At 63.5% G+C, this 25,484-nt stretch carries 21 protein-coding genes and 2 tRNA genes; 12 read left to right on the top strand and 11 right to left on the bottom strand.

Annotated features, from left to right (window positions below; all coding sequences use genetic code 11):
* Positions 1–13 precede the first annotated feature (13 nt).
* From LDZ23_RS08165 to LDZ23_RS08150, 4 genes are read right to left on the bottom strand one after another with little or no spacing between them, the layout of a single operon-like run.
* Positions 14–1,309, bottom strand: coding sequence for an acetyl-CoA C-acetyltransferase (locus LDZ23_RS08165; RefSeq protein WP_241484885.1), 1,296 nt, complete (start codon positions 1,307–1,309; stop codon positions 14–16).
* Positions 1,306–2,211, bottom strand: coding sequence for a MaoC/PaaZ C-terminal domain-containing protein (locus LDZ23_RS08160; protein WP_034473192.1), 906 nt, complete (start codon positions 2,209–2,211; stop codon positions 1,306–1,308). Before LDZ23_RS08160 ends, LDZ23_RS08165 begins: the two co-directional genes overlap by 4 nt.
* Positions 2,212–2,225: 14 nt before the next feature.
* Complete coding sequence (locus LDZ23_RS08155) at positions 2,226–3,653, bottom strand: 3-oxoacyl-ACP reductase (RefSeq protein ID WP_034473190.1); 1,428 nt, start codon at positions 3,651–3,653, stop codon at positions 2,226–2,228.
* Between the two features lie 54 nt (positions 3,654–3,707).
* Positions 3,708–6,200: an acyl-CoA dehydrogenase gene (locus tag LDZ23_RS08150; RefSeq protein WP_244807392.1), complete on the bottom strand. Its 2,493-nt coding sequence runs from the start codon at positions 6,198–6,200 to the stop codon at positions 3,708–3,710.
* Positions 6,201–6,556: 356 nt separating this feature from the next.
* Between LDZ23_RS08150 and LDZ23_RS08145 the strand changes: the two genes are divergently transcribed.
* Both LDZ23_RS08145 and LDZ23_RS08140 read left to right on the top strand, forming a co-directional pair.
* Positions 6,557–6,985, top strand: a complete 429-nt coding sequence (locus LDZ23_RS08145) for a hypothetical protein (protein WP_244807391.1) — start codon at positions 6,557–6,559, stop codon at positions 6,983–6,985.
* Between the two features lie 437 nt (positions 6,986–7,422).
* Complete coding sequence (locus LDZ23_RS08140; protein ID WP_008349260.1) at positions 7,423–7,680, top strand: helix-turn-helix domain-containing protein; 258 nt, start codon at positions 7,423–7,425, stop codon at positions 7,678–7,680.
* A gap of 320 nt (positions 7,681–8,000) precedes the next feature.
* On the opposite strand, the gene LDZ23_RS08135 is transcribed toward LDZ23_RS08140, so the two are convergent.
* Positions 8,001–8,087: transfer RNA gene (locus LDZ23_RS08135), tRNA-Leu, on the bottom strand.
* Between the two features lie 137 nt (positions 8,088–8,224).
* A tRNA-Leu gene (locus LDZ23_RS08130) sits at positions 8,225–8,311 on the bottom strand.
* A gap of 268 nt (positions 8,312–8,579) precedes the next feature.
* Between LDZ23_RS08130 and rnr the strand changes: the two genes are divergently transcribed.
* The 6 genes from rnr (at position 8,580) to rpiA (ending at position 14,792) form a co-directional block, all read left to right on the top strand.
* Entirely contained in the window at positions 8,580–11,042 is a 2,463-nt protein-coding gene (gene rnr / locus LDZ23_RS08125) for a ribonuclease R (RefSeq protein ID WP_008349262.1), read from the top strand.
* A gap of 103 nt (positions 11,043–11,145) precedes the next feature.
* The gene (rlmB, locus tag LDZ23_RS08120; RefSeq protein WP_244807390.1) at positions 11,146–11,889 is read left to right on the top strand and encodes a 23S rRNA (guanosine(2251)-2'-O)-methyltransferase RlmB; all 744 of its coding nucleotides are present in this window, start codon (positions 11,146–11,148) and stop codon (positions 11,887–11,889) included.
* A gap of 22 nt (positions 11,890–11,911) precedes the next feature.
* The gene (locus LDZ23_RS08115; RefSeq protein WP_081851883.1) at positions 11,912–12,811 is read left to right on the top strand and encodes an HNH endonuclease; all 900 of its coding nucleotides are present in this window, start codon (positions 11,912–11,914) and stop codon (positions 12,809–12,811) included.
* A complete protein-coding gene (locus LDZ23_RS08110) occupies positions 12,808–13,644 on the top strand; it encodes an N-acetylmuramoyl-L-alanine amidase (protein WP_034473221.1) in 837 nt (278 codons plus the stop codon). The genes LDZ23_RS08115 and LDZ23_RS08110 overlap by 4 nt, the downstream gene beginning before the upstream one ends.
* On the top strand, positions 13,641–14,036 hold the full coding sequence (locus tag LDZ23_RS08105; RefSeq protein WP_008349269.1) for a SirB2 family protein: 396 nt from the start codon (positions 13,641–13,643) through the stop codon (positions 14,034–14,036). The genes LDZ23_RS08110 and LDZ23_RS08105 overlap by 4 nt, the downstream gene beginning before the upstream one ends.
* A 66-nt stretch (positions 14,037–14,102) precedes the next feature.
* Positions 14,103–14,792 (top strand): ribose-5-phosphate isomerase RpiA, encoded by a 690-nt coding sequence (rpiA, locus tag LDZ23_RS08100; RefSeq protein WP_008349271.1) that lies wholly within the window; start codon positions 14,103–14,105, stop codon positions 14,790–14,792.
* A gap of 69 nt (positions 14,793–14,861) precedes the next feature.
* Here the strand turns inward: rpiA and LDZ23_RS08095 are convergent, their stop codons facing one another.
* The 3 genes from LDZ23_RS08095 to LDZ23_RS08085 form a co-directional block, all read right to left on the bottom strand.
* On the bottom strand, positions 14,862–16,283 hold the full coding sequence (locus tag LDZ23_RS08095) for an undecaprenyl-phosphate glucose phosphotransferase (RefSeq protein WP_034473220.1): 1,422 nt from the start codon (positions 16,281–16,283) through the stop codon (positions 14,862–14,864).
* Between the two features lie 33 nt (positions 16,284–16,316).
* On the bottom strand, positions 16,317–17,063 hold the full coding sequence (locus LDZ23_RS08090) for a Crp/Fnr family transcriptional regulator (RefSeq protein ID WP_008349275.1): 747 nt from the start codon (positions 17,061–17,063) through the stop codon (positions 16,317–16,319).
* 1,017 nt (positions 17,064–18,080) lie between these two features.
* Entirely contained in the window at positions 18,081–19,109 is a 1,029-nt protein-coding gene (locus LDZ23_RS08085) for a DUF1839 family protein (RefSeq protein WP_051079023.1), read from the bottom strand.
* Positions 19,110–19,486: 377 nt separating this feature from the next.
* Between LDZ23_RS08085 and LDZ23_RS08080 the strand changes: the two genes are divergently transcribed.
* The 4 genes from LDZ23_RS08080 (at position 19,487) to LDZ23_RS08065 (ending at position 23,779) form a co-directional block, all read left to right on the top strand.
* A complete protein-coding gene (locus LDZ23_RS08080) occupies positions 19,487–20,020 on the top strand; it encodes a GNAT family N-acetyltransferase (protein ID WP_008349278.1) in 534 nt (177 codons plus the stop codon).
* Positions 20,021–20,252: 232 nt separating this feature from the next.
* On the top strand, positions 20,253–21,404 hold the full coding sequence (locus LDZ23_RS08075; protein ID WP_034473186.1) for a glycosyltransferase family 4 protein: 1,152 nt from the start codon (positions 20,253–20,255) through the stop codon (positions 21,402–21,404).
* A 483-nt stretch (positions 21,405–21,887) separates the two neighbouring features.
* Positions 21,888–22,640, top strand: a complete 753-nt coding sequence (locus LDZ23_RS08070; RefSeq protein WP_008349281.1) for a FadR/GntR family transcriptional regulator — start codon at positions 21,888–21,890, stop codon at positions 22,638–22,640.
* A 146-nt stretch (positions 22,641–22,786) separates the two neighbouring features.
* The gene (locus LDZ23_RS08065; RefSeq protein ID WP_034473219.1) at positions 22,787–23,779 is read left to right on the top strand and encodes a Gfo/Idh/MocA family protein; all 993 of its coding nucleotides are present in this window, start codon (positions 22,787–22,789) and stop codon (positions 23,777–23,779) included.
* Positions 23,780–23,814: 35 nt separating this feature from the next.
* Here the strand turns inward: LDZ23_RS08065 and LDZ23_RS08060 are convergent, their stop codons facing one another.
* Together LDZ23_RS08060 and LDZ23_RS08055 are read right to left on the bottom strand one after the other, a co-directional pair.
* Entirely contained in the window at positions 23,815–24,474 is a 660-nt protein-coding gene (locus LDZ23_RS08060; protein ID WP_034473185.1) for an amino acid ABC transporter permease, read from the bottom strand.
* Positions 24,475–24,599: 125 nt separating this feature from the next.
* Entirely contained in the window at positions 24,600–25,400 is an 801-nt protein-coding gene (locus LDZ23_RS08055; protein WP_008349288.1) for a cystine ABC transporter substrate-binding protein, read from the bottom strand.
* Between the last annotated feature and the right edge of the window lie 84 nt (positions 25,401–25,484).

Below are 25,484 nucleotides of genomic sequence, written 5' to 3'. Positions count from 1 at the left end.
CCGATATTTCCGGCTACCGCTCCAGTATCGCGACGACGCCTTGTCCGCCCGCCGCGCAGATCGAGATCAGTCCGCGCAACGGCTTGCCGTCGCTGCGCGCGGGCGCGTTCGCGAGCATCTTCGCCAGCGTACCGATAATGCGCCCGCCCGTCGCCGCGAACGGATGCCCCGTCGCGAGCGAGCTGCCGTTCACGTTCAGACGCGCGCGGTCGATCGAACCGGGCGGCGCGTCGAGTCCGAGCGCGGTGCGGCAGTATTCGTCGTCTTCCCACGCGGCGAGCGTGCACAGCACCTGCGCCGCGAATGCTTCGTGGATCTCGTAGAAATCGAAGTCCTGCAATGCGATTCCGGCGCGCGCGAGCATCGGCGGGACCGCGTAGACGGGCGCCATCAGGAGGCCTTCGCGCTTGTCGAAGAAATCGACGGCGGCGGTCGCGGAAAACGTCAAGAACGCCTGCACCGGCAAGCCACGCTCGGCGGCCCATTGCTCGGACGCGAGCAGCACCGCCGATGCGCCGTCGGTGAGCGGCGTCGAGTTGCCCGCGGTGAGCGTGCCCGCGTCGCGATCGAAGACGGGCTTGAGCGCCGACAACTGATCGAGCGATACGTCGGGCCGCAGCGTGCTGTCGCGCGCGAGGCCTTTGTACGGCGTCATCAGATCGTTGAAAAAGCCGCGCCCGTACGCCGCCGCGAGCTTGCGATGACTCTCCTGCGCGAGCGCATCCTGCGCCTCGCGCGAAATCTTCCAGCGCTTGGCCATCAGTTCGCAGTGCTCGCCCATCGAAAGGCCCGTGCGCGGTTCCGCATTGCGCGGCAGGAGCGGCCTGAAGAACATGCCGGGCCGCAGTTTAGCGAGCGCGCCCACGCGCTGTCCCGCCGAGCGCGAGCGATTCGCTTCGAGCAGGATTCTGCGCATGCGCTCGTTCACCGCGATGGGCGCGTCCGACGCCGTATCGACGCCGCCCGCGATGCCCACGTCGATCTGTCCGAGCGCGATCTTGTTCGCGACCAGAATCGCCGTTTCAAGGCCGGTGCCGCAGGCTTGCTGCACGTCGTAGGCGGGCGTTTCCTTCGCGAGCGTCGTCGACAATGCGGCTTCGCGCGTCAGATTGAAATCGCGCGAATGCTTGACGACCGCGCCCGCCGCCACTTCGCCGAGGCGCATGCCGTGCAGGTCGAAGCGATCGACGAGTCCTTGCAGCGTGAAGCTCAGCATGTCCTGATTCGACGCGCTCGCGTACGCCGTGTTCGAGCGCGCGAACGGAATGCGATTGCTGCCGATTACCGCGACACGACGCGCTTCGCTCATGGCAGCTCCCATTCGAAATGGCCACGCAGATGCGGCCGGTCGCCGGCGAGATCGCGCACTTCGAAATCGCGCGCGACGGGCGAGGGCGCGGCGGTCCACAGCGTCGCATCGCCGGGAATGTATAGCGGCGTCTTGAAATCGCCGTGCGCGTAACCGGAAGCCAGCGCCTTGACCGGATGCAACGCGGCGAGCGTGCGCGCGAGCGTCCACATGCCATGCGCGATGGCGCGTGGAAAACCGAACGCTTTCGCGCTCAGCATGTGCAGATGGATCGGATTGAAGTCGCCCGACGCCTTCGCGTAGTCGCGTCCGAGTTGCGGCGGAAGCTGCCAGCGCGCTTCGCGCGCGAGCAGCGGCACGCGTACGTCGGCGGCATCGGCGATCTCGATCGACGGCGCCGCGCGCTCGCTGCGCGCGCCGCGCTTCAGATACACGCTGTCGCCGTCCCACACCGCCTCGCCGCGCCGATAGATGCGCGTATGCAGCGTGAACGCCTGGCCCTTGTGATGCGGCACGAGCGGCCCGCATTCCACTTCGATGCGCAACGCCTGACCGGCCGCGAGCGGACGCCGCAGCCGCACGCTGTTCGACAGATGCACGACGCCGAGCGCGGACCATGGAAACGACGGATCGGTGAGCATCATCAGATGCAAGGGAAAAGCGAGAACGTGCGGAAACGTGAGCGGCACGCCGTGCTCGGGAATGAAGCCGCACACGCGCGCGTATCGGCCGACCTGTTCGGCGTCGATCCTCACATTCGGGCGCACGAGCCGCAACGCGGGCAGCTCCGGCGCACGCGCGCGCCGGAAAAGCGCGGGCAGCGCGCGGCCGTAGAGCTTCGCGGGCGGCGGCAGCGTTTCGACGACGACGGTGCGGGCGCGCGGCATGGTCGGTGCGTGCATCGCGTTCTGCCTCCTCACGCGCCGATCAGGCTCTGGCCGCACACGCGCACCACGTTGCCCGTGATGCCCGCGCTGCCCGGACTCGCGAGCCACGCGACGGTCTCGGCGACATCGACGGGCAAGCCGCCTTGTCCCATCGAATTGAGGCGTCTGCCGGCCTCGCGCACGCCGAAGGGCATACGCGCGGTCATATGCGTTTCGATGAAGCCCGGCGCGACCGCGTTGATCGTGATGCCGCGCTCGCGCAGCAACGGCGCCATCGCGTGCACGCGGCCGATCACGCCGGCTTTCGACGTCGCGTAATTGGTCTGCCCGCGATTGCCCGCGATGCCGCTGATCGACGACACCGCGACGATGCGCCCGCCCGCGCGCAACACGTTCTGCGCGAGCAGCACGTCGTCGATGCGTTCCTGCGCGAGCAGATTGATGTCGATGACGCTGTCCCACATGTCGGCGGTCATGCGCGCGATGGTCTTGTCGCGCGTGATGCCCGCGTTATGCACGACGATATCGATGCCGCCCGACGCAGCCAGCGCCGCCGCGATTTCGGCGGGCGTTTCGGGCGCGGCGATATCCGCGACGAGCGCCGCGTGCGCGCCCGATGACGGCGACGCGTCTTCGATCGCGAGCATGGTCTGATCGAGCGCATCGCGGGCGGCGTCGATATCGAGCCCGGTGACGATCGCGCCGTGCTCGGCCAGCACCGCCGCGATCGACGCGCCGATGCCGCGCGCCGCGCCCGTCACGAGCGCGCGTTTGCCGGCGAGCGGCTTGGCCCAGCTTGGCGGCGCGTCGGCGGGCGCATCGATGGTCACGACTTGGCCCGAGACATAGGCCGAGCGTGGCGAAAGGAAAAAGCGCAGCGCCGACTCGACATCCGCGCCATCGGCTGCGCGCAGCAGATTCGACGTAATGCCGTTGCGCGCTTCCTTGCCGAGCGAGCGGACCATGCCTTCGAGCGCATGCTGCGCGGTCGCGGCGCGGACGCTCGAGCGCGTGGCGGGCGGACGCCCGAGCACGACGATGCGCCCGTTCTTCGCGAGCGAACGCAGCGCATCGTGGAAGAACGCGTAGAGCGAATGGAGTTGCGCGCTTTCGCCGATGCCGGTCGCATCGAAAATCAGCGCCTCGACGCGGTCGGTCGCGGAAGCGTCGCGCGAGCGCGGCTCGAAGCGGCCGCTCATCGCGCCGTGCCGCGCGGCGACCGGCAGCCAGCCGGACGCGCTTTCGTGCGCGATGCCCGTCATGCCGATCGCCGACAGCACGGCCATCAGATCGTCGAAGAGCGCGGGCGACGGCCCCGCGCCGATGGCGGCCATGCCGCCGAATTCGGCCTGATCCGCGCGATGGCGGCGCAAAACCTCGGGACGCGGAAGGCCGAGCGAGCGTGCAATGCTCGTGCCGAAGGGCGAATTGACGAAGTCGAGATAGCGGTCTTTCATCGATTGTCGATCGGTCGTCGGGCGCGCGGGGCGGTGCCTTTGGTCCTGAATGCTTCAGGCAATGGCTTCGGGCAAGTGCCGCTCGAGCGCCGCGCTGCGCTTTTGCAATGCTTCGAGGATACCGAAGTCTGCGGAAAAATCATCGACTTTCACCGCTTCCTTCGCATGAGCGGCCCATTCGGCGAGCAGCGCGCGTTCGTTTTCGTCGATGAGACCGCGCGCCGCCGCCGTCTGCGACCAGGCTTCGATGTCGTGCGGGCTTTGCGGCAGCGGGGCGGCGGCGCCCGCCTTGACGGCGTCCCGCAGACGCGCCTCTAGCGCCGCGACGGCAGGCGTGAGCGCGAGCAGCTTTTCGCCGCGCGCGATCGGATCGTCTTCGAGCGCCGAAACGTGCGAGCCTGCGACGAGGCGCTCGCGCGCGTCGCCGGGTGCTTGCATCAGCATCGCGACGTCGTTGCCGAGCGCATCGACGCTAGGGGCGTGCGGCAAGCCGAACGGGAACGCGACGATGCGCAGAAACGCCGCCGCCGCGCGGTTCGGATAGTTCGCGAGCAAGCCCTCGAACGCGGCGCGCGCCTGATAAAGCGCGTCTTCGGCGCCCCAGCGCACGAGCGGCAGATCGCTTTCAGGGCGGCCATCGTCCTCGAAACGCTTGAGCGTCGCGGAGAGCAGATACAACTGCGAGAGGATGTCGCCGAGACGCGCCGAAAGACGTTCGCGGCGTTTCAGCTCGCCGCCGAGCGTGAGCATCGACACATCGGCGAACAACGCGAACGCGCTCGACAGACGCGTGGCCGCACGATAGTACGGCACGAGACGCGCATCGGCGCGCGCGGGCTTCGCGACGAACACGCCGCCGCCGCATGCGTACACGAAGGCGCGCATCGCGTTCGATGCCAGAAACGCCGCATGTCCGAAGAACGCGGCGTCGAACGCGCGCAGATCGTTGTCGCGCGTCGCTGCCATTTCCTTCAGCACGTAGGGGTGACACCGGATCGCGCCCTGTCCGAAGATGATGAGACAGCGCGTCAGGATATTCGCGCCTTCGACGGTGATCGAGATCGGCATCTGCTGATACGCCCGCGCCAGAAAATTCGACGGTCCCATGCAGATGCCCTTGCCCGCGACGACATCCATGCCGTCGTTGATGACCTTGCGCGCGCGTTCGGTGATGTGATACTTGGCGATCGCCGAGATGACGGACGGCTTCTCGCCGAGATCGACGGCCTGCGCGGAAAGACGCCGCGCCGCGTCCATCACATAGAGATTGCCGCCCATGCGCCCGAGCGCTTCCTGTATGCCTTCGAAGCGGCCGATCGGCGTGCGGAACTGACGGCGCGCGGCGGCATACGCGCCGGTGCCGCGCACCGCGAGCTTCGCCATGCCGACGTTCGACGAAGGCAGCGAGATCGCGCGGCCGGCGGCGAGGCATTCCATCAGCATGCGCCAGCCGTTACCCACTTGCGCGCGTCCGCCGATGACCCAGTCCATCGGGATGAACACGTCCTTACCCCAGTTCGGGCCGTTCTGGAACACGGCGTTGAGCGGCCAGTGCCGCCGTCCGATGTTCACGCCGGGATGGTTCGTCGGAATGAGCGCGCAGGTGATGCCGGGCGCGTCGTCGTCGCCGAGCAGGTGATCGGGATCGAGCGCGCGAAAGGCGAGGCCGAGCACGGTCGCGATCGGACCGAGCGTGATGTAGCGCTTTTCCCACGTGACGCGAAATCCGAGCGTCTCGCGGCCCTCATGCACGCCGCGACACACGATGCCGATATCCGGGATCGCCGCGGCATCCGATCCGGCGTATGGGCTGGTCAGCGCGAAGCACGGAATTTCATCGCCGCGCGCGAGCCGCGGCAGATAGTGATCTTTTTGTTCCTCGGTGCCGTAGTGCAGAAGCAGCTCGGCGGGACCGAGCGAATTGGGCACCATCACCGATACGGCCGCCGCCGACGAATGCGTCGCGAGCTTCATGATGACCTGCGAGTGCGCGTACGCGGAGAAAGCCTTTCCGCCATAGCGCTTCGGAATGATCATGCCCAGAAAGCCGTGTTCCTTGAGGTAAGCCCACGCTTCTGGCGACAAGTCTTGCCAGATGGCGGTCGTATCCCAGTCGTTCGACAGGTCGCACAGACGCGCGCATTCGTTGTCGATGAAGCTTTGCTCTTCCTGCGTGAGCTTCGGCGTGCCGTGTACGAGCAGGCGGTCCCATCGCGGGCGGCCCGAGAAAAGCTCGGCGTCCCACCAGACCGTGCCGGCTTCGATGGCGTCACGCTCCGTCGACGACATCTCCGGCAGGATCTTGCGAAACACGGCGATTACACGGCGGCTGACGAGCGCGCGACGCATCGGTGTCAGCGTGAGCGCGAGCGCCGGAAGCACGAAGACGATCGCGAGCAGCGTCGCGCCGAGCGGGCCCGTCAAACCGGTCAGCGCGCCGGCGGCGACCCAGACCGCGAACCCGGTGAGCCATGCGAGCGCCGGCGCCTGCAGGAAGGCGAGCGTGCCGGCGAGCAGGAGGAAAGCGATGACATACAGGGCAGGCATCACGAATCTCCGGTATTTGAACACTCGGAGCACACACCATGCCACAGAATAAACAAGAGCATAACGACCGATTAGAACTCTAATTCGGAAGTCTCATTCTTTAGGATGTGTCCACTTCAAGGATTCGAGATTCGGGCGTTATGCTTTTGTTTCGCATTAGCACCGACAAAATCGAATGATTAGTTCGATTTACTAAACAAAATTAAAGCGATTGGATTCTTGACACCCCGCAGTACGCGGGGCGTCAAAGGGGCTGTGGGTCGTTCTTCGCGGGATGCGCCACAGCAGGTCACATCGGAGGGCTTCTAGTGTGACCACCTGCCACGCGTACGGTGGCCATAGGAGCATATTTGGAAATGGAGACGAGAGATCACTTAGTCAGGCTAAGCATGGGCGCCGTTCCTGATGACATCGGTGTTTCTGACTGGATGCTGCTTACGGGGGATGTGCTGTATTTGCTGGCCCGTTGCAGTGGAGAGGTCAGTTATCTGCGTGTGCCGCTGGATCTGGAACTGCTCAATAACGTGCGGAAGTCGACCATGCGAAAGGGAGATGGCGTTTATCGGAATAGTCGAGGTGAGCCGACACTGCTTGCCACGTTTCTGGCCTTCGTTTTTCTGCAGCGGGACGTGCCGATTCAGGCTATCAGGTGCGAACTCGGCCTGTCCGAAGCGATGATGAATCTATTGCTCGTTGTCTGGCATTTTGCCGTCGGCGTCATCGATTGCGGTAGCCGATTGCAACTGATTCCCCCGCTGCCGTTCGAGGGAAACGGAGATGCCTAGCTCGTGGGAACGTCGGCAGCGCCAATTCGGAAACATCTGGTGGGGATGGCGGTGAAACGAGCTAAAAATATCGAGAACTCGCACCGCGATTGCCCTGGTCGAGGGGTGCGAGCGAGTATCGGTCCTGACTCCGCTCAGGCGAAGCCAGGACGCGTAGGAATGCCGTGATCGGGTTTGCAGACCCGCGCACGACGATCGCAAACTACAGTCGTCTCCTGTAGGCAGCAATCACCTGCCGTTAACAATCGGCAACAGGAGAGTAAGTGTTCCTAAATAAATGTGTTTACCGAGTCGAGCTAAAAATAAACTCGCTGTACAGAGAGACCGCGCCGATCGATCGGAGCTACGTTTTCGACAGCAAGCTCTATCTCTTCAGCAACGGCACGGACGGCTATAGCTATCGGTCCATATCGCTGGACTGCTCGGCGCCCAGGAAATTGCGCAAGGAGTTTCGGGTCGTCGAGGCGTCGCCGGGCGGCGGCGTCCGAGGACGCGTCGACTTCAAGAGGAAATTCCAGGCGCTGGCATTGCTGCACGATGGCGCGCCGGTCGTCGAGGTTTCGCGCGAGGTCAACTTGTCGGTGACGACGGCTTATCGCTATCGGAGGGAACTGCACGGCCTCGTCGCATTGCGCCCGCAGAACACGAATTCGCTGCTGCGGATGCTTGCCTTTCGGGGCGACGAAGCGCGATAAGCGAGGCGCGTCGGACGCGAGCCGGGTGGCGGAGAAACGCAGTTGTCCGTCGCGTCGGCTTGCGCGCGGAGCGGGGCATCGATGCTGCTGCACTTGCGGCTGAAGAAAACCAGCGCCGCGGGGACTGGCGCGCGGCCGCGTCCGCACGAAGGTGAATCGGCGAACGCAGATTCGTTTCGATTTCAATTCGACATCCGGGGACCGAATGGGAAACGGAATTGCGAACCGAAAGCGAAGGCGGAAAACAAAAAACCCCGCGACGATGCGCGGGGTTTTTGCGTGCGATGCGCTCGAACGAGCGTCTCGCGAAAGAGGGACCTTGGTGCCCAGGAGAGGACTCGAACCTCCACGGTGTTGCCACCGCTAGGACCTGAACCTAGTGCGTCTACCAATTCCGCCACCTGGGCCAAGGGGTACAGCAAGCCCGCTATTCTAGCGGGAACGGGCGCCGTGTCAATCGAAAAGTCATACGACTCGTCTACGACAAAAACACGGTCTCCGCATAAAAAGAAAAAGCCACCCGAAGGTGGCTTTTTCAAACATCTGGTGCCCAAGAGAGGACTCGAACCTCCACGGTGTTGCCACCGCTAGGACCTGAACCTAGTGCGTCTACCAATTCCGCCACCTGGGCAAGGGTGCGTGTTACTTCAAATCTGCTGCGCTTTACTGATCGTTCGACTGAGTGTTCAGCAGCAGAGAACGCAATTATAGCGAGCCTGACGCATCTGTCAAGCGTTTCGATGCGATGCCTGTAACGAGCCGCGAAGCGCGCCGCGTCGGCGTCTCGCGCCCGTGGCGCTTAAAAGACGGGTGTTAGAATGACCCGCAACGATGACCGCATTATTGGTTGCAAAGCACCGCAAAAGTCCCGTCCAACGAGAAAAAACACGACTACGCCCTTGAGCAAATATCCGTATCCGATTCCGAGCCGCGAAGAAATTCTCGGCGTGCTGCGCACGAGCGAGACACCGCATGCCGCGAACGACATCGCCGAAGCGTTGTCGATCAAGCGCCAGGAGCGCGAAGGATTTTTCAAGCGACTGGCGGCCATGGAACGCGACGGGCAAATCCGCCTCGACAAGCGCGGCCACTATCAACTCACGCATCCGTCGAATTTTGTTGCGGGGCGCGTGCAGGGGCATCGCGACGGCTTCGGCTTTCTGATCCGCGATGACGGCCAGGACGATCTCTTCCTCCCCAATGGCGAAATGCAGAAGGTCATGCACAACGATCGCGTGCTCGCGCGCATCGTCGGCTATGACCGGCGCGGACGGCCGGAAGGGCACATCGTCGAGGTCACGGATCGCGCCAACAAGCGCGTCATCGGGCGCCTCGTCAACGAGAACGGCGCGCTGATTCTCGTGCCCGAAGACAAGCGCATCGGGCATGACATCCTCATCACGCAAAATCCGAAGAAGGCGAAGGTCGGGCAGGTCGTGTCCGTCGATCTGACGGATTTCCCGAGCCGCCATTCGCAGCCGCTCGGACGCGTGGTCGAAGTGATCGGCGATATCGACGATCCCGGCATGGAAATCGAAATCGCGGTGCGCAAGTACGGCGTGCCGCACGAATTCAGCGACGCCGCGCTCGCCGCCGCCGCCAAGCTGCCCGACGAAGTGCGCGCGGCGGATATCCGTCATCGCGTCGATCTGCGCGACGTGCCGCTCGTCACCATCGACGGCGAAGATGCGCGCGATTTCGACGACGCCGTGTATTGCGAGCCGGTCGCCGTGGGACGTGGTCAGGGTTTTCGTCTGCTGGTCGCGATCGCGGACGTATCGCATTACGTGCGTCCGAACGAAGCGCTCGATATCGATGCGCTCGATCGCAGCACGTCGGTGTATTTCCCGCGCCGCGTGATTCCGATGCTGCCGGAGAAGCTGTCGAACGGCCTGTGCTCGCTAAACCCCGATGTCGATCGCTGCGTGCTCGTGTGCGACATGGTCATTACCGCGCGCGGCGAGATCAAGGCGTATCAGTTTTATCCCGGCGTGATGCACTCGGCGGCGCGCCTGACATACACCGAAGTCGCGGCCGTGCTCACCAACACGAAGGGTCCGGAAGCGGCGAAGCGCGCCGATATCCTGCCGCAGCTGCAGAACCTCTACGGCGTCTACAAGTCGCTGCATGCCGCGCGCCAGAAGCGCGGCGCCATCGACTTCGATACGACCGAGACGTATATCGTCGTGAACTCGCAGGGCAAGATCGAGCAGATCGTGCCGCGTCATCGCAACGACGCGCATCGGCTGATCGAGGAATGCATGCTGGCCGCGAACGTCTGCGCGGCCGACTTTCTGAAGCGCAACAAGCATCCCGGTTTGTATCGCGTGCACGCGGGGCCGACGGAAGAGAAGCTCGAAAACCTGCGCGCGTTCCTGCGCGGCGTCGGCTTGACGCTCACCGGCGGCGACAAGCCGCACGCGAGCGATTACGCCGCCCTCATCGCCCAGATTCGCGACCGGCCCGACGCGCAGATGCTGCAATCGATGGTGCTGCGTTCGATGCAGCAGGCTGTCTATAGCCCGGACAACATCGGCCATTTCGGCCTCGCTTATGAGGCGTACGCGCACTTCACGAGTCCGATCAGGCGCTATCCCGACTTGCTCACGCATCGCGCGATCTACGCGATCTTGCAGGGCAAGAAGTATCTGCCGGACGTCGGTCACGATGTTTTCCTGAGCACGGGCCTCACGAAAGCCGCGCGCGAACTGCAGAAGGCCGACGACTCCGCGCGTGGCCGCGCTCGCAACAGCGTCGCGATCTGGGAAGAGCTCGGGCTGCATTGCTCGTCGAACGAGCGTCGCGCCGACGAAGCCTCGCGCGACGTCGAAGCGTGGCTCAAGTGCTACTTCATGCGCGACAAGCTCGGCGAGGAATACGGCGGCATGGTGAACGGCGTGACGTCGTTCGGCATTTTCGTGCAACTGGATTCGCTCTTCATCGAAGGACTCGTGCATGTGACCGAGCTCGGCTCGGACTATTTCCAGTACGACGAGATCAAGAACGAACTGCGCGGCGAGCGCACGGGCATTCGCTACCGGATGTCCGATCGCGTGCGCGTGCAGGTGAGCCGCGTCGATCTCGATGCGCGCAAGATCGATTTCCGGCTGGTTCGCGATACGCCGGTGAAGCCGCCGTCGCCGCGTCCGTCGACCGGTGCGAGCGATGCAGCGGCTGCCGGCATCGGCGCGGGACCGCGTATCCGTCCGTTCGGCGACGACGACGCCCCGAGCACGCGCGCGCGCGGCGGCACGAAGAAGGGCGCGTCGCTTGCGGCGAGTCCGCGCGGCGGCGCGGCGAAGAAGCGCGGAGCGGCGTCGAAGTCGGCATCGCAGGGACGGCCGGCGCGCAAGAAACGTTAGGGCGGCGCGTCAATACAGCCGCCATCGAATACGCGCGGTCCGATGCTTCGTGCTTCGGACCGCGTCGTGCTTTTCAAGTTTTCACCGAAGGTTCGAATCAGTCATGTCACGTCTCAAGGTTCTATACGGATTTCACGCAGTGACCGCACGTTTGCGCGCGGATGCATCGTCGATCGAGGAGGTGCTGTACGACCCCACGCGCAAGGATCGGCGCATGCAGGACTTTCTGCGGACCGCGAAGGAAGCGGGCGTGCGGCTGATCGCGGCCGATGAAGCGCGTCTCTGGGGGCTGTCGGGCAACGTCCAGCATCAGGGCGTGGTGGCGCGCGCGCACGATCTGCCGCTCGCGCAGAATCTGGCCGAACTGCTCGATGGCATTTCGGGCACGCCTTTGCTGCTGGCGCTCGACGGCGTCACCGATCCGCATAATCTCGGCGCGTGTCTGCGCGTCGCGGATGCGGCCGGCGCGCATGCGGTGATCGCGCCGCGCGATCGCTCGGCGGGCCTGAACGCGACGGCGGCGAAGGTGGCGAGCGGCGCGGCGGAGAGCGTGCCGTATATCACCGTGACGAATCTGGCGCGCGCGCTGCGCGAACTCAAGGAGGCGGGCGTCTGGGTGATCGGCACGGCGGGCGAGGCGACGGCATCGCTTTACGAGACCAAGCTGGATGGTCCGGTGGCGATCGTCGTCGGTGCGGAGGGCGAGGGCATGCGTCGCCTGACCCGCGAGACGTGCGACGAAATCATGAATATCCCGATGGCGGGGACGGTCGAGAGTTTGAATGTGTCGGTGGCGTCGGGGGTTTGTTTGTTTGAGGCGGTGAGGCAGCGGGCGGTGAAGAAGTAAGGGTCAGCGTCCAACGTCATTCATGGCTTTGAAGCGACTTAGTGATCTGATCGCGGTCGGAAGCGTGTACACCCGCGAGCAGTTGAAGGGCATCCTCGATACGCAGGACGCGACGATCAACACAGGCGTATTTCGTCCTGCAGGCTTCGATTCGGTTCTGCTGTTCGTCACGGGATCCAAAACGCCGGACCGAGTTCAATATGTCGATGCACTCGAGGGCGACATCTTGCACTGGCAAGGACAGAACGCCGGGCGCACCGACGCTTTGATCGCTGAACATCGAGCGCGCGATTTGGAACTGCTGCTGTTCTATCGCACAAAAAAGTACGAGTTCGCGGGCGCCGGGTTCAAATTCGAAGGCTTGTTCGACTACGTCTCGCATGAGGGCGCGTTGCCGGCGAGTTTCACGCTTCGACGCGCGGACCGAACTCAGGTTCAAGCCGAACTGGAAGCCGAATCCGAAGCGGAAGCGCGACTCGAAGCAAGCGGTGTTTTCGATCCCGCGAGCATCGAAGATGCGCGCAAGAAGACGTTCGCCGCCATTGTCATGCGCCAGGGCCAACCTGCGTTCCGTAGGAGACTGCTTGAAGCATATGAACGCCGTTGTGTACTGAGCGGCTGTCCGGTCGAGGAAGTTCTCGAGGCCGCCCACATCTGCCGCTATATGGGCGAAGACACGAACGTCGTGGAAAACGGGCTGCTGCTGCGCGCCGATCTGCACACGCTCTATGACCGTGCGCTGATCGCGATCCATCCCGCGACTCATGCCGTGTCAGTTGCACCGGAACTCGCGGATAGCGAGTATGGCTGGTTGGCGGGACGTGTGCTTCGCCTGCCGAAGGATCCCAAACACCGGCCGAGTAGCGAAGCGCTTCACACGCACTGGATGTTAGTGCGCTCCCTATGGGAAAAGCGATCATGACGAGCACGAAGTTTTTGGGCATGGTCGCAGCAATCTCCGCATGCCTGCTCACCGCCTGCACCGCGATGCAAGACCGCACCACCTACATCGCCGACACGCAGTACCACGCGAAGAACGCCGATTCCCGCATCCGTTTCCTCGTGATGCACTACACGGAGATCGACGAAGCGGGATCGCTCGCCGTCCTGACCGGCGATGAAGTCAGCGTGCACTACGTCGTCCCCGACGCCCCGCGCATCGAGAAAGGCGAGCCGGTCGTCTATCAACTGGTGCCGGAAGACAAGCGCGCCTGGCACGCCGGCGTGAGCTCGTGGCAGGGCGCGACGGAGCTGAACGCGTCGTCTATCGGCATCGAGAACGTGAATCTCGGTCCGATCGGCCCGTCGAGCGATGGAAAATGGCAGCCGTATCCGCCCGCGCAAGTCGATGCGCTCATCAAGCTCTCCCGCGATATCGTCGCGCGCTACCACATCCCGCCGACGCGCGTCGTCGGCCATAGCGACATCGCGCCGCAACGCAAGATCGATCCGGGTCCGCTTTTCCCGTGGCATGCGCTATACGACGCCGGCGTGGGCGCATGGCCCGACGACGCGGCTGTTGCCACGCATCTCGCGGGCCGCGATCCGAAGGCGCCATCGGACGTGCGCGCGCTGCAGGAAAAGCTGAAGCGCTACGGCTACGAAGTCGCGACCGACGGCGTGCTCGACGCCAAAACCCGCCGCGTCTTCAGCGCGTTTCAGATGCACTTTCGCCCGTCGGATTACGCGGGCAACGCGGATGCAGAAAGCGACGCGATCGCCCAGGCCCTGCTCGATAAATACTTCCCACAATGAACGACTGGTTTCCGACACTGCGCGCGATCCACATGACATGCGCCGGCCTTTCCATCGCCGGATTCGTGCTGCGCTGGATCTGGATGCTGACGAATTCGCGCCTCCTCGCCGCGCGCGCGACGAAAATCCTGCCGCATATCGTCGATACGCTTTTGCTCGCGAGCGCCATCGCGCTGGTCGCGATCATCGGCTTTTCGGCGAACGCTGCGTGGCTCGGCGCGAAAATCGCGGGGCTCGTCGTCTATATCGTGCTCGGCACGTTCGCGCTCAAGCGCGGCCGCACGAAGGGCGCGCGCGCCGTTTATGGCGTGCTGGCGATCGTCGTGTTCGCGTTCATCGCGTCGGTGGCGCGCACGCACGATCCGCTCGGCTTCCTGCACGCGTTGGCATGATCCGCGAGGCCGTCGCCCGCGCTCCGATAAAATCTCAGTTTTCACCGATACAGCAGCACCGCTCCCATGACTCAAGACGAACTCAAGCAACTGGTCGGTCAGGCCGCCGCCGACTACGTGAACGCGAACGTGCCGGAAGGCGCGATCATCGGCGTCGGCACCGGATCGACGGCGAACTGCTTCATCGACGCCATCGCGAAGTCCAAGGCGCGTTATCGCGGCGCGGTGTCGAGTTCGCTCGCGACCACGGCGCGGCTCGAATCGCACGGTTTCAAGGTGTTCGATCTGAACGACATCGAAACGCTGTCCATTTACGTCGACGGCGCCGATGAAATCGACGCGAGCGGCGCGATGATCAAGGGCGGCGGCGGCGCGCTCACGCGCGAGAAAATCGTCGCGTCGGTGGCGGACGTGTTCGTGTGCATCGCCGACGCGAGCAAGCGCGTCCCGGTGATGGGCACGTTCCCGCTGCCCGTCGAAGTCGTGCCGATGGCGCGCACGGCGATCGGCCGCAAGCTCGCGGCGCTCGGCGGCGTGCCGATCGTGCGCGTGACGAAGGACGGCTCGCCGTTCATCACGGACAACGGCAACGAAATCCTCGACGTGAAGGGCCTGTCGATCACCGATCCGCGTGCGCTCGAAGCGCAGATCAACGCCTGGCCGGGCGTCGTGACGGTCGGTCTGTTCGCGGCGCGCGGCGCGAATATCTGTCTGCTCGGCACGGAGAACGGCGTCGAGCGCATCGACTACAAGTAAGTCACGCGCGCACCAAGCGAAAGGCCCGGCGATCCGAAAATCGCCGGGCCTTTCGCGTTTTTACGCCGATCAATACGCGTTGCGTCCGATGAATCCCTTGAACATCGTCATCGCGACGATCTTGATGTCGAACCAGAACGACCAGTTGTGAATGTAGAAGAGGTCGAACTTCACGCGGCTTTGCATCTTCTCGACCTTTTCCGTCGCGCCGCGATAGCCGTTCACCTGCGCCCAGCCGGTAATGCCGGGCTTGATGCGGTAGCGGAACATGTAGCCGTAGACGAGATCCTTGTACAGATCGTCGTGCTCGATCGCGTGCGGGCGCGGACCGACCACCGACATATGCCCGAACAGCACGTTCAGGAACTGCGGCAGCTCGTCGAGGCTCGTGCGCCGCAGGAACGCGCCGACCTTCGTCACGCGCGGATCGTTGCGCGTCGCCTGCGTCACTTGACCGTGCTCGCGATGCACGCCCATCGAACGGAACTTGTAGATGCGAAACGGCCGTCCGTCCGCGCCCTTGCGATGCTGCGTGAAGAACACCGGACCCTTCGAGGTCGTCTTCACGGCGATCGCGATCGCGATCATCAGCGGCGAGAGCGCGAGCAGCGCGGCCGCCGCGAACAGGCGGTCGAAGAGCATCTTCGGCCACATCTGCAGCGTGCTGATCGGAGACGTCGTCAGGTTGATGGTCGCGAGCCCGGCGACATCCGTCATCGAATGATTGAAGAGCGAAATGCTGCGCGTGTCCGGAATCAGCCGCAGATTCACGAAATCGTGCCGCAGCGCATGCACGAAGCGGTAGATCGTGTGCTCCTGCGACAGCGGCAGCGCGAGCCACACTTCGTTGATTTCCTCGGCGCGCACCTTTTCGACGAGTTCGTCGAAATCGTTCAGCACCGGCAAACGATTGCCGCCCATGCCGATCGCGGTCGTCGGCGTGGGCATGCCGCTGATGCCGCTCGCGTGCAGTTCCTCGTCGCCGGTCGTATCGAGAATGCACACCGGAGTAAAGCCCTGTTCGGGCGTGCTGCACAGGTGCGCGAGCAAGGTCCGCGAGAAACCCTGCGCGCCGACGATCGCCACGGTGCGCTGATTCAGGCCGCGGCCGCGCATCAGGCGCAAGGCCGAGTACACGATCAGCTTCGAAGCGATGATGAGCGCGCCGGAAATGAGCGTCGAATACGCGAACCAGAGTCGCGACACCGTATCCATGCGATGTAGCGTGAAGGCGAGCAGCAGGGCGCCCGCGACGACCGCCATCCACGCCAAAGTGACGCGCGCCAGCATCATGGCGAACGGCTTGCCGCGCCAGGTTTCATACACGCCGAAAGCAGGGAAGAGCAGGAGGGCGAGTGCGGAGTTGAACGCGATCAGAAGCCTTTCGATATCGCTGACGAAATCCAGCGACGAAAAGCGTACGTCATGCGCGATCAATCCGCCCGCGATGATGAGACAGACATCCAGAACACGCGCCAGCCATGAGAACAGATCGAGGTTTTTTTCTTGCATTAATCCTAGCCGTTAGACACTTGAGGCCGATATCGCCTCGGTTGCACGAAGACGCGGAAGTAGTCGGTCGAACTCCCGCTTGACGAGCCCGTAGCACTCGCATGCGCGTGCTTCCAGACCCTCGCGATCCACGACCTTGATGCAGCCGCGGCTGTGATGAATGAGACCCGCGTCGTGAAGCTTGCCCGCCGCTTCGGTCACGCCTTCGCGGCGCACGCCCAGCATGTCCGCGATCAGTTGCTGCGTGACCTGCAATTCGTTCGACGCCGTGCGATCGATTTCGATCAGCAGCCAGCGGCAAAGTTGCTTGTTCAGCGAGTGATGCCGGTTGCATGCCGCCGTCTGCGCGACCTGCGTGAGCAGCGCCTGCATATAGAGCAGCATCAGGCGGCGCAGGAAGTCCGAGCGGCCGAACTGCTCGCGCAACGCTTGCGCGCTCATGCGATACGCGAAGCCCGGGCATTGCACCTGCACGCGGGTCGGCATCGTTTCGCCGCCGGTCAGAACCGGCACGCCAGTCATGCCTTCGCGTCCCACCGCGGCAATCTCGACCGAACCGCCGTCTTCCATCGTGTGCAGCAGCGAGATGATCGCGGTCGTCGGGAAGTAGACGTGGTGAATCCGTTGGCCGGAGTCGCACAGCAGTTGCTCGGTGCGCAATTGCACGAGTTCCAGATGCGGCGTGAGCGCCTGCCATTCGTGCGCAGGAAGCGCGCCAAGCAGATGATTGCCGTGCAGGTCGGACTGGAGGGTCAGCATGATTGTTCTCTCTCGTAACTTTCGCGCGTTGCGCTTCAATTTTTATTTACTGATGTGACCGTTTTCGAAGATTGCCGCTTGCGCCGGTTCCTCGAGGAAGGATGACATCAGCCCCGTAGCCGCCCGTTTCGTACTTGAATTGCTTTTGGTTGATCGCACTGGTCTGGGTTGCGTGCTTCTATTAGCGAGGACTGTGCCAATGCGGGCAATCGCAATGCTGGCGGGGCCTCATAACTCGTGCACTTTTTGTGATGCAGCGCAGCGCTGCGTTTTTGTTTCAGTCTTGAACATCGGTGGTCTTAGGAATACGTGCGTGCCCCGATGAGTTTCATCAGCGCATACCCCTCGAGTGGCGGTTGAGGATTTTTTGACCACGGTGCGACAGGCCTCACGGGTCGACATCCCTTCGACATACCACCTTCTTTCGTAGGGACAATGGAAAATGATTCATCCGTGTTCCATCGGCTCCGTGGGCTGGCGAACGCGTGTTTATCCGAGCGCTGTTTGATTCCCCACGAAGCCTTGCCGGATAAGGCTTTGCCGGCATCGGGAAAAGTCTTCCGCGCGGCGTTGCGTGAAGCGGAAACGTTGCGCCCGTTGCACGAAGTGAAATCTGCGTGTGCGATTCCTCGCGCATAAGCGCCTCAATAGCGCGGCTTTCGGCGAGGAGTAGCCCACATAGGCCTTGTAGCGGCCCTCTCGCGAGTTCGGCACGCGACTAGCCGCCGTGAAACGTTTGCGCGTCATTCATCGGATTCATGGTCGGGCGCAGCGCATTTCAGTCGTGCACGCGATGCCCTGAAATGTTTCATCGAGGACAATCTCATGCGGAACTCATTAACGCGGAGAAACCGGCGCGCAGAAATTCTCGCGGCGACATCACGAGGTCATAAAAACCCGCATAAGACGCGAACGTAAGCGAGTGAAAAAACCCTTGAAACAAGGGTTGAAATGTGTCTTTTTAAACAGTCGCTGCCGAGATGAAAGCGCGTGCGAATCGCGGTTCGACATCAACGTTCAGCACACGATATCCGCAAGCGGAGGAATCACGCGTTCGTACGCATCCTCGATCACGTCGAACGATGTCTCGCACAGCTCTCGTCGTCCGCGCGAAAGGGCGCGCGCGAGGCGGCACTGCATCACCATGGTTTCGCTCGCGATCTTGCGCGCGCCCGCATACGTCTGCACGGGAATGTCGAAGCCTTGTTCGCGCATCCACTGCAGATAATGCGCGAGCAATTCGAAGTTCGCGCCGAGTTGCCTCATCACGTTGAACGCGTAATGACGCGCATACGATTCGCCGCGCGCAATCATCGTATCGAGATGCTCGGGAAACGCCGCGCGCCAACGCGTGATCGGATTGTGCATCGGACGCCGCAACAGATGCGCGCACAGCAGATCCGCCGATACTTCCGCGAGCGGCGTGCCCGACAGCGGCTCGCGCACGCGCTTGACAAACTCGACGTGCGGAAAAAGCGCCGGCTCGGGCGTCGCATTCGAGCGCAGCACGCCGTCGTAGTCTTCGCCGTCGAGAAGGTGATAACCCGTGTGATGAAAGTAGCCGAGACGCCGCGCATCGCGATCGATCACATCGATGCCGATGGTCGTCTTCGCATGTTCGCGGCGATACGAAGCCGTGCGCGTGTCCGGCAGATAGAATGCATCGACTTCGACGAGCACGATATTCGCGCGGCGCGTCTGCACGAGCGCGCGCTCTTCGAGCGAATCGAACACGGAAAGCTCCTGCACTTGCAGGCCGTAGAGTTTTTCGATGTCTTCGAACGGCAGCTTGCCGAGCGTGAACTGATCGGCTTCGAAGTCCTGAGCGACGGCGAACGCGAGCGCAGCGCGCGGTTCGAGCCCGTTGCCGTGCAGAATTTCGATCCACAGATCGACGGGCGCGACCGCTTCACGCCAGATGCGCTCGCCGCGATGCAGCGCGTGCGCGTGATGCCGCCGCGCACGCATGCGCAAGGGATCGAGTGACACGACGCGGGAACGACTTGCTCCTGAATCCGTCACACCGCTCGTATGGAACGCGCTCATGCCGTGACCTCGGGCCGGAAAGGCCGGCGTTCGATACCGCGTGCGCAATGGAGCGAATGTGCTTTTAATCGTGCGTCTCTATCGCGTTCGATGGCGGTATGCATTGTGATTTTCCCATGAAGGTGCCGTATTACGCGAGTGCTATCGACGCCATGCGACGCGCGCGCGGCAGCCCGCAACCCGGGCTGCAGCGCGGTCGCATTGATCGTCGGAAAGGCGTCTTTTTCCCCGGGACGCCTTTGTGCGTGTGGTCGAGCTTATTTGAAAGGCGCGCGCGTCATGGGTCGGTGCGATGGCGCACTGAATTCAGGCGGGTCGGCACGTAACGTTCAATCGTCGCAACGCCGGTAATTGCCGGTAAAGCATGGAGATAATCGATGAACTGGAAAACGCTGGATTTCGAACAACTCACTGCGCGGGAGCTTTATCTGATTTTGCGCGCGCGCAGTGCGGTGTTCGTCGTCGAACAGTCGCATGTCCATCTCGACCCGGATGGTCGCGATGAAACCGGCACGCACGTATTCGCCGCCGAGGACATGAGCCGTTCGATGCCCGTGCTCGCCTATGCACGCATCAACGAGGGCGACGCGGATGATCCGGAAGTCGTGGTGGACAAGATCTTGACGAGCCCGCTGCGTCGCGGCGACGGCACCGCGCACGCCCTGATCGAACGCGTGCTCGCGGTGACCGCCGAGCGTTGGCCCGGCCGCCGCGTGCGGCTGACCGCGCCGGTGAGCCTGCGCGGTTTCTACGAGGCGTTCGGCTTTCGCAAGACCGAAGGGCCGTTTCTCGAGCACGGCATGCCGTACATCGGTCTGACGAGAAAGGGCCGGCAATCGCGCGAAGCATCGGGCGCGAGCAAGGCTCCGTTCGCCGCGAGCGACAACGCCACGACGTACGAGTTGCTGTAAGCGCCACCAGAGACGCGCAGCGTGCGCCGCAACCGCGCGCGCGGCGAAAGAACCAACGCGGCAGTCAGCAGCATCGAAGGCGTGGACCGTCCGGGCATCGAGGCAATAACAAAGCGATAACAACGCGATAACAACGCGATCGGCGCGGCGCAGGCCGCTTCGAGACGCGTCCTCGAAACAATAAGATCGACGCCGCCGGCATGGGCCGGCGAGCGCACAAACAGCCTATCTCATGCGAATAGTCCATCTCGCCAATCACGCGCAGACGATCGGCAACGGCACCGTCAACATGATGGTCGATCTCGCCTGCATGCAGGCGCGCATGGGGCAGGACGTCGTGGTCGCATCGTCGGGCGGCGGCTTCGAGCCGCTTTTGCGTCGCCACGGCATCACGCATGTTTCGCTGCAGCAGTCGCGGCAACCGTGGCGCGTGCCGTCGATGATCGCGGGATTCAATCGTCTCATCGATCGTTTCGATCCCGACATCGTGCACGCGCACATGATGACCGGCGCGCTCATTTCGCGTTTCGGCAGCATGCGGCGGCGCTTCGCGCTCGTCACCACGGTGCATCACGAACTGCAGAAAAGCGCGGCGCTGGTGCGCGTGGGCGATCGCATGGTGGCCGTGAGCCGCGCGCTGGCGCTCGATCTGGAGGCGCGCGGCATCGGGCCGGCGCGGTTGTCGACCGTGCTCAACGGCGCCGTCGGCGCGCCGCGGCTCATCACGCGGCCGCCCGCGAAACCGGTGCGGCTCAAGCATCCGAATATCGTCTGCGTGGCGGGGATGTATCGCAGGAAAGGGATTGCGGATCTTCTGCAGGCGTTCGCGCAGGTGCGCGAGCAGTCCGCGAGCGAGCGCGAATTCATGGCGGAGCCGCATCTGTATCTCGTCGGCGAAGGCCCCGATCGCGGATCGATGGAAGCGCTGGCAGCCGAGCTCGGCATCGCGGAGAACGCGCACTTCACGGGTTTCGTCGCCGATACACGGCCGTATTTCGCGAGCGCCGATGTATTCGCGCTGCTCTCGCGCCAGGACCCGAGTCCGCTCGTGATCGCGGAGGCGCGCGAGGCCGGCTGCGCGATCGTCGCGACGCGCGTGGGCGGTATCCCCGAAATGCTCGACGACGGCGCTGCGGGTCTGCTCGTGCCTGCCGGCGACATCGGGCAGGCAGCGGCAAAACTGCGCTGGCTTCTGCTCGACCGGCAGGCGCGTGGGCAACTGGCGGCGCGCGCGCGTCACGGCCTGCACCAGCTTTCCGTCGAAAGAGTCTGCGACGAGTACCTCGCGGTGTATCAGCAAGCGCTTACGGAGCGCGAAGCATTGAAGCGCCGGCAGATCGATCTCGACGCGCGCACACCCCGAACGACAGATGGCGCGATTTAAGCATAGGGCTGACAAATCGCCCCGCTTGCACCGCGCCACGGTACTTTCGTCCAAACCATCCGATCATACAAAAGGCAAAAGCGAGCCGGCTTCCGTTCGCGTTCGCACAGAAAGCCTACGAGATGCTTGCTCAAATGGGTGCATGATCGGTCCGATGGCAACAGCGGGCCGCGAAAGAACGCACACGCCGCGACGCGACGCAGCCATTCTTCAGTTTCCCTGATGAATGCCTGCGCGCGCGCGGCGCGAGCGCAAGAGATGCACGTGAAGCGGTAAGAAGTAAAAAACGAAACAGTGACGTCGAAGCCAGAGGGATTACCCTGTCAGGAAATTCCCAACTGGCATTCGAAGCAACGAAGACGCAACGTATCAAGCACGACGAATGGACCTGTCGGGAACCCGTCGTGCCTTTCGCAGCCCGGGAAGCGAAAGCGATGCGCTCATACACACGGCTACGGAACAGGCGAGAAGGGGAGAAGCGAGATGGATGACAACAAAGAGCGATCGCTGGTGGCGAAGGTCATGGACGGACTCGTCTCAGGGATCGTCGAGCAAAAATATGGCGCGATACTGCCACCGCAGGACATCCTCTCGAAGGAGTTCGACGTGAGCCGCACCGTCATGCGCGAGGCGCTCTCGATGCTGCTCGCGCGGCACATGCTGGACGTGCGGCCGAAAACCGGCACGCGCATTCGTCCGATGAGCGACTGGCGTCTCATCGACGAGGACGTGGTGAGCTGGCGCTTTCGCGCCAAGCCGGATCAGACGTTTTTACGCGATGTAATCGAATTCCGCATGCTGATCGAGCCGCGCGCCGCAGCGCTCGCCGCCGCGCGCGCGACGCCCGACGAAATCGCCGGGATTCGCGATGCATTCGACACGCTGTCGCGTCTGCAGGTCGGCGAGCCGGAATATCAGGCGGCTGACGAAGTGCTGCATACGCGCATCGTGGCGGCGAGCGGCAACCAGTTCTTTCGTCAGATGACGGCGATCGTGCGCGGCGCGCTGGTGACGGTCAATCCGATCGTCGACGGCATCGAGTCCGTGCGCGAAGCGACGCTCGCGGCGCAGAAGAGCGTCGTCGAGGCGATCGAGGCGAAAGATCCCGCCGCCGCCGAAGCCGCGACGCGCGCGCTCGTCGACCTGGCCGCGGAAGAAGTCGGCCGCGCGTTCTCGCTGGAGCGCGTGAACAGTCAGCCTGCGTCGCCGAACGTGAACGCGTCCGCGGGTGCGTAGCGGGTCCTCGAACGCATCGGACGATCGAATGTATCGAGCCGGGACATGTCCCGGCTTTTTGCCGTCTGAGCCCGCCGCGCGCAGTCGTCATGCGACGCAATCAGGCACAATGCGTCGCACGACGAATCTGGCGCACGGAGGCAGGCTTGAGCAATACGAATATCGATGAAAAGACGATCCGCTGGGGCATCGTCGGCGCGGGACGCATCGCGCGGCGCTTCGCCGACAGTCTCACGCACGTCGAAGGCGCGCGGCTCTCGGGCGTGTGGTCGCGCCGCGAAGAACCGGCGCGCGCATTGGCCGATGCATTCGATGCCCGCGCATTCACCGATTTCGACGCGCTGCTCGCCAACATCGACGCGCTCTACATCGCGACCTTGCAGGACAGCCATCCGGGGTACGCGTTGCGCGCGTTCGCGGCGGGCAAGCCCGTGCTGTGCGAAAAGCCCGCGGCCGTGAATGCGCGCGAGCTGCAACGCATGATCGACGCGGCGCGCGCGGCGAACGTGTTGTTCATGGAAGCGATGAAGCCGCCGTTCTATCCGCTGTATCGCCGCTTGCGCGAGCATGTGCAAAGCGATCCGATCGGTGAAATCGGTCTCGTTCGGGCCGGCTGCTCGATGGCGAACGTGCCGCTCGATCATCCGTCGTTCTCGCTGGACGCGGGCGGCGGCGCGCTGCTCGATATCGGCATTTACGAGGCGTTTCTCGCGGTCGACTGGCTCGGCGAGGCGCTCGCCGTGCAGACCATCGGACGGCTCGGCGCGACCGGCGTCGACGTCTTCGCGAGCCTGAACGTGCGCCACGAACGCGGCATCGCGCAACTTTTCTGCGGACTCGATCTGCAAGGCCGCGGCGATGCGCTCATCGGCGGCACGCTCGGCACGGTGACGATCCACGAGAACTGGTGGAATCCATCGCGCGCGACGATCGCTTATACGGACGGAAGAAAGGCCGAACTCGACGAGCCGTTCTCGGGCGGCGGCCTCAACTACGAAACCGCGCATTTCTGCGAGCTGCTGCGCGCCGGCGAAACCGAGAGCCCGGTCATGCCGCACGCAACGTCGATGCGGATGATCGCGATCATCGACGCCGCGCGGCGCGATTTGAATCTCAGGTTTCCGTTCGAAACCGACTAATGCGAAAAAGCCGCTTTTCAGCGGCCTGTTTGCGATCAGTGCCGCCCCGGCAGCGCGAGACGCCGCTCGAAAATCCGCTGCACGAATTCGAGCACGCTGCAAAGAATCCAGTAGACGAACGCCGCCGCGAGATAAAGCGGCAACGGCTGATAGGTCGCCGCGATCACTTCCTGCGCGCTGCGCAACAGTTCGGTCACCGTGATGACCGACACGAGCGATGTGTCCTTGATCAGACTGATGAGACTGTTCGACAGGCTCGGCACCGCGATGCGCAGTGCCTGCGGCCCGATCACGTAACGCAGCGTCTGCGCGCGCGACAGTCCCAGGCTATAGGACGCGAGCCACTGCCCGGCGTGGATGCCGAGAATCGCGCCGCGCATGCTTTCCGACAGATACGCGGCCACGTTCGCCGACAGCGCGATCACGCCCGCGGGCGTCGGTTCGAGGGAGATGCCGAGGCTCGGCAGGCCGTAGTAGATGACGAAGATCTGCACGAGCAGCGGCGTGCCGCGCATCACGCTGACATAGCAGCGTCCGATCGCCACGAGCGCGCGGTTCTGGCTGATGCCCATCAACGCCAGTACGACGGCCGCGATGAGGCCGAAGAACATCGAGTAGAGCGCGAACTTGATCGTCAGCAGCGCGCCTTGCGCCAGCACGGGCGCCGATTGAACGAGCAGGGATGTCGTGGACATTTAAGAGACGCGTTGACTGAAACGGTGCTGAAGTGAAACAAACCGGCACATATTAAACCGAGCCGGCAAAAGAGAAGGGCGGCACCGTTACGATGCCGCCCTCGCGACGCCGGAAACGGCGCGTCTTATTTCGCCGGCTTCGTCACGTCGATGCCGAACCACTTGTCCGAAATCTTCGAGAACGTGCCATCGGCTTCGAGCTGGGTCATGGCGTCGTCGATCGCCTTGGCGAACTTCGGATTGCCCTTCTTGAACGGAATGCCGGACGGGTTGCCCGCGCCGACATTCGCGCCGGTGCGCAGCGGCAATTGCGAATTCTTCAGCAAGTACGCGAGCATCAGGCGGTCGTTGAGCGCGGCGTCCAGACGCCCGGCGGCGAGATCACGCAGATACTCGGGCGCGCCCGGATACGTCTTCACGTCGATGCCCGGCACCGACTTCGCCATGTCCATATAGTTCGTGCCGAGGCCGACGCCGAGCTTCTTGCCCTTCAGTTCTTCGAGCGACTTGAACTCGCGCTTGTCGTCGCTGCGCTGGATGAGTTGCGCGTTCGAGTACGTGTAGGCGGGCGAGAAATCGAGCGTCTGCTTGCGCGCATCGGTGATGCCGACCTGGTTGACGATCACGTCGAACTTGCCCGCCTGCAGGCCCGCGATGATGCCGCTCCATTCGGTCGTGACGAACTCGGGCTTCACGCCGAGCTTGGCCGCGACGGCCTTGGCGATATCGACGTCGAAGCCGACCAGTTCACCGTTCGGCGCTTTCGAGTTGAACGGCGGGAAGGTGCCTTCGAGACCGACGCGCAGCGTGCCGCGCTGCTTGACCTGATCGAGCAGATCTTCGGCGTGGGCGGCGGTCGTGACGGCCGTGAATGCCGCGCCGATCAGGCTGGCGGCGACGAGCTTCTTGAGCGTGGACAGTTTCATCGTGTTGTTTTCCTCTTGATGGGCACAGCGTCTTTTTTCGATGCGGCGATCATAGTGAAAACGCAATCGCTGCGTAATATCGTT

The sequence above is a fragment of the Caballeronia zhejiangensis genome (assembly GCF_022879815.1).
Classification (GTDB): Bacteria; Pseudomonadota; Gammaproteobacteria; order Burkholderiales; family Burkholderiaceae; genus Caballeronia; species Caballeronia zhejiangensis.
This window is presented reverse-complemented; position numbering and strand designations above follow the sequence as displayed.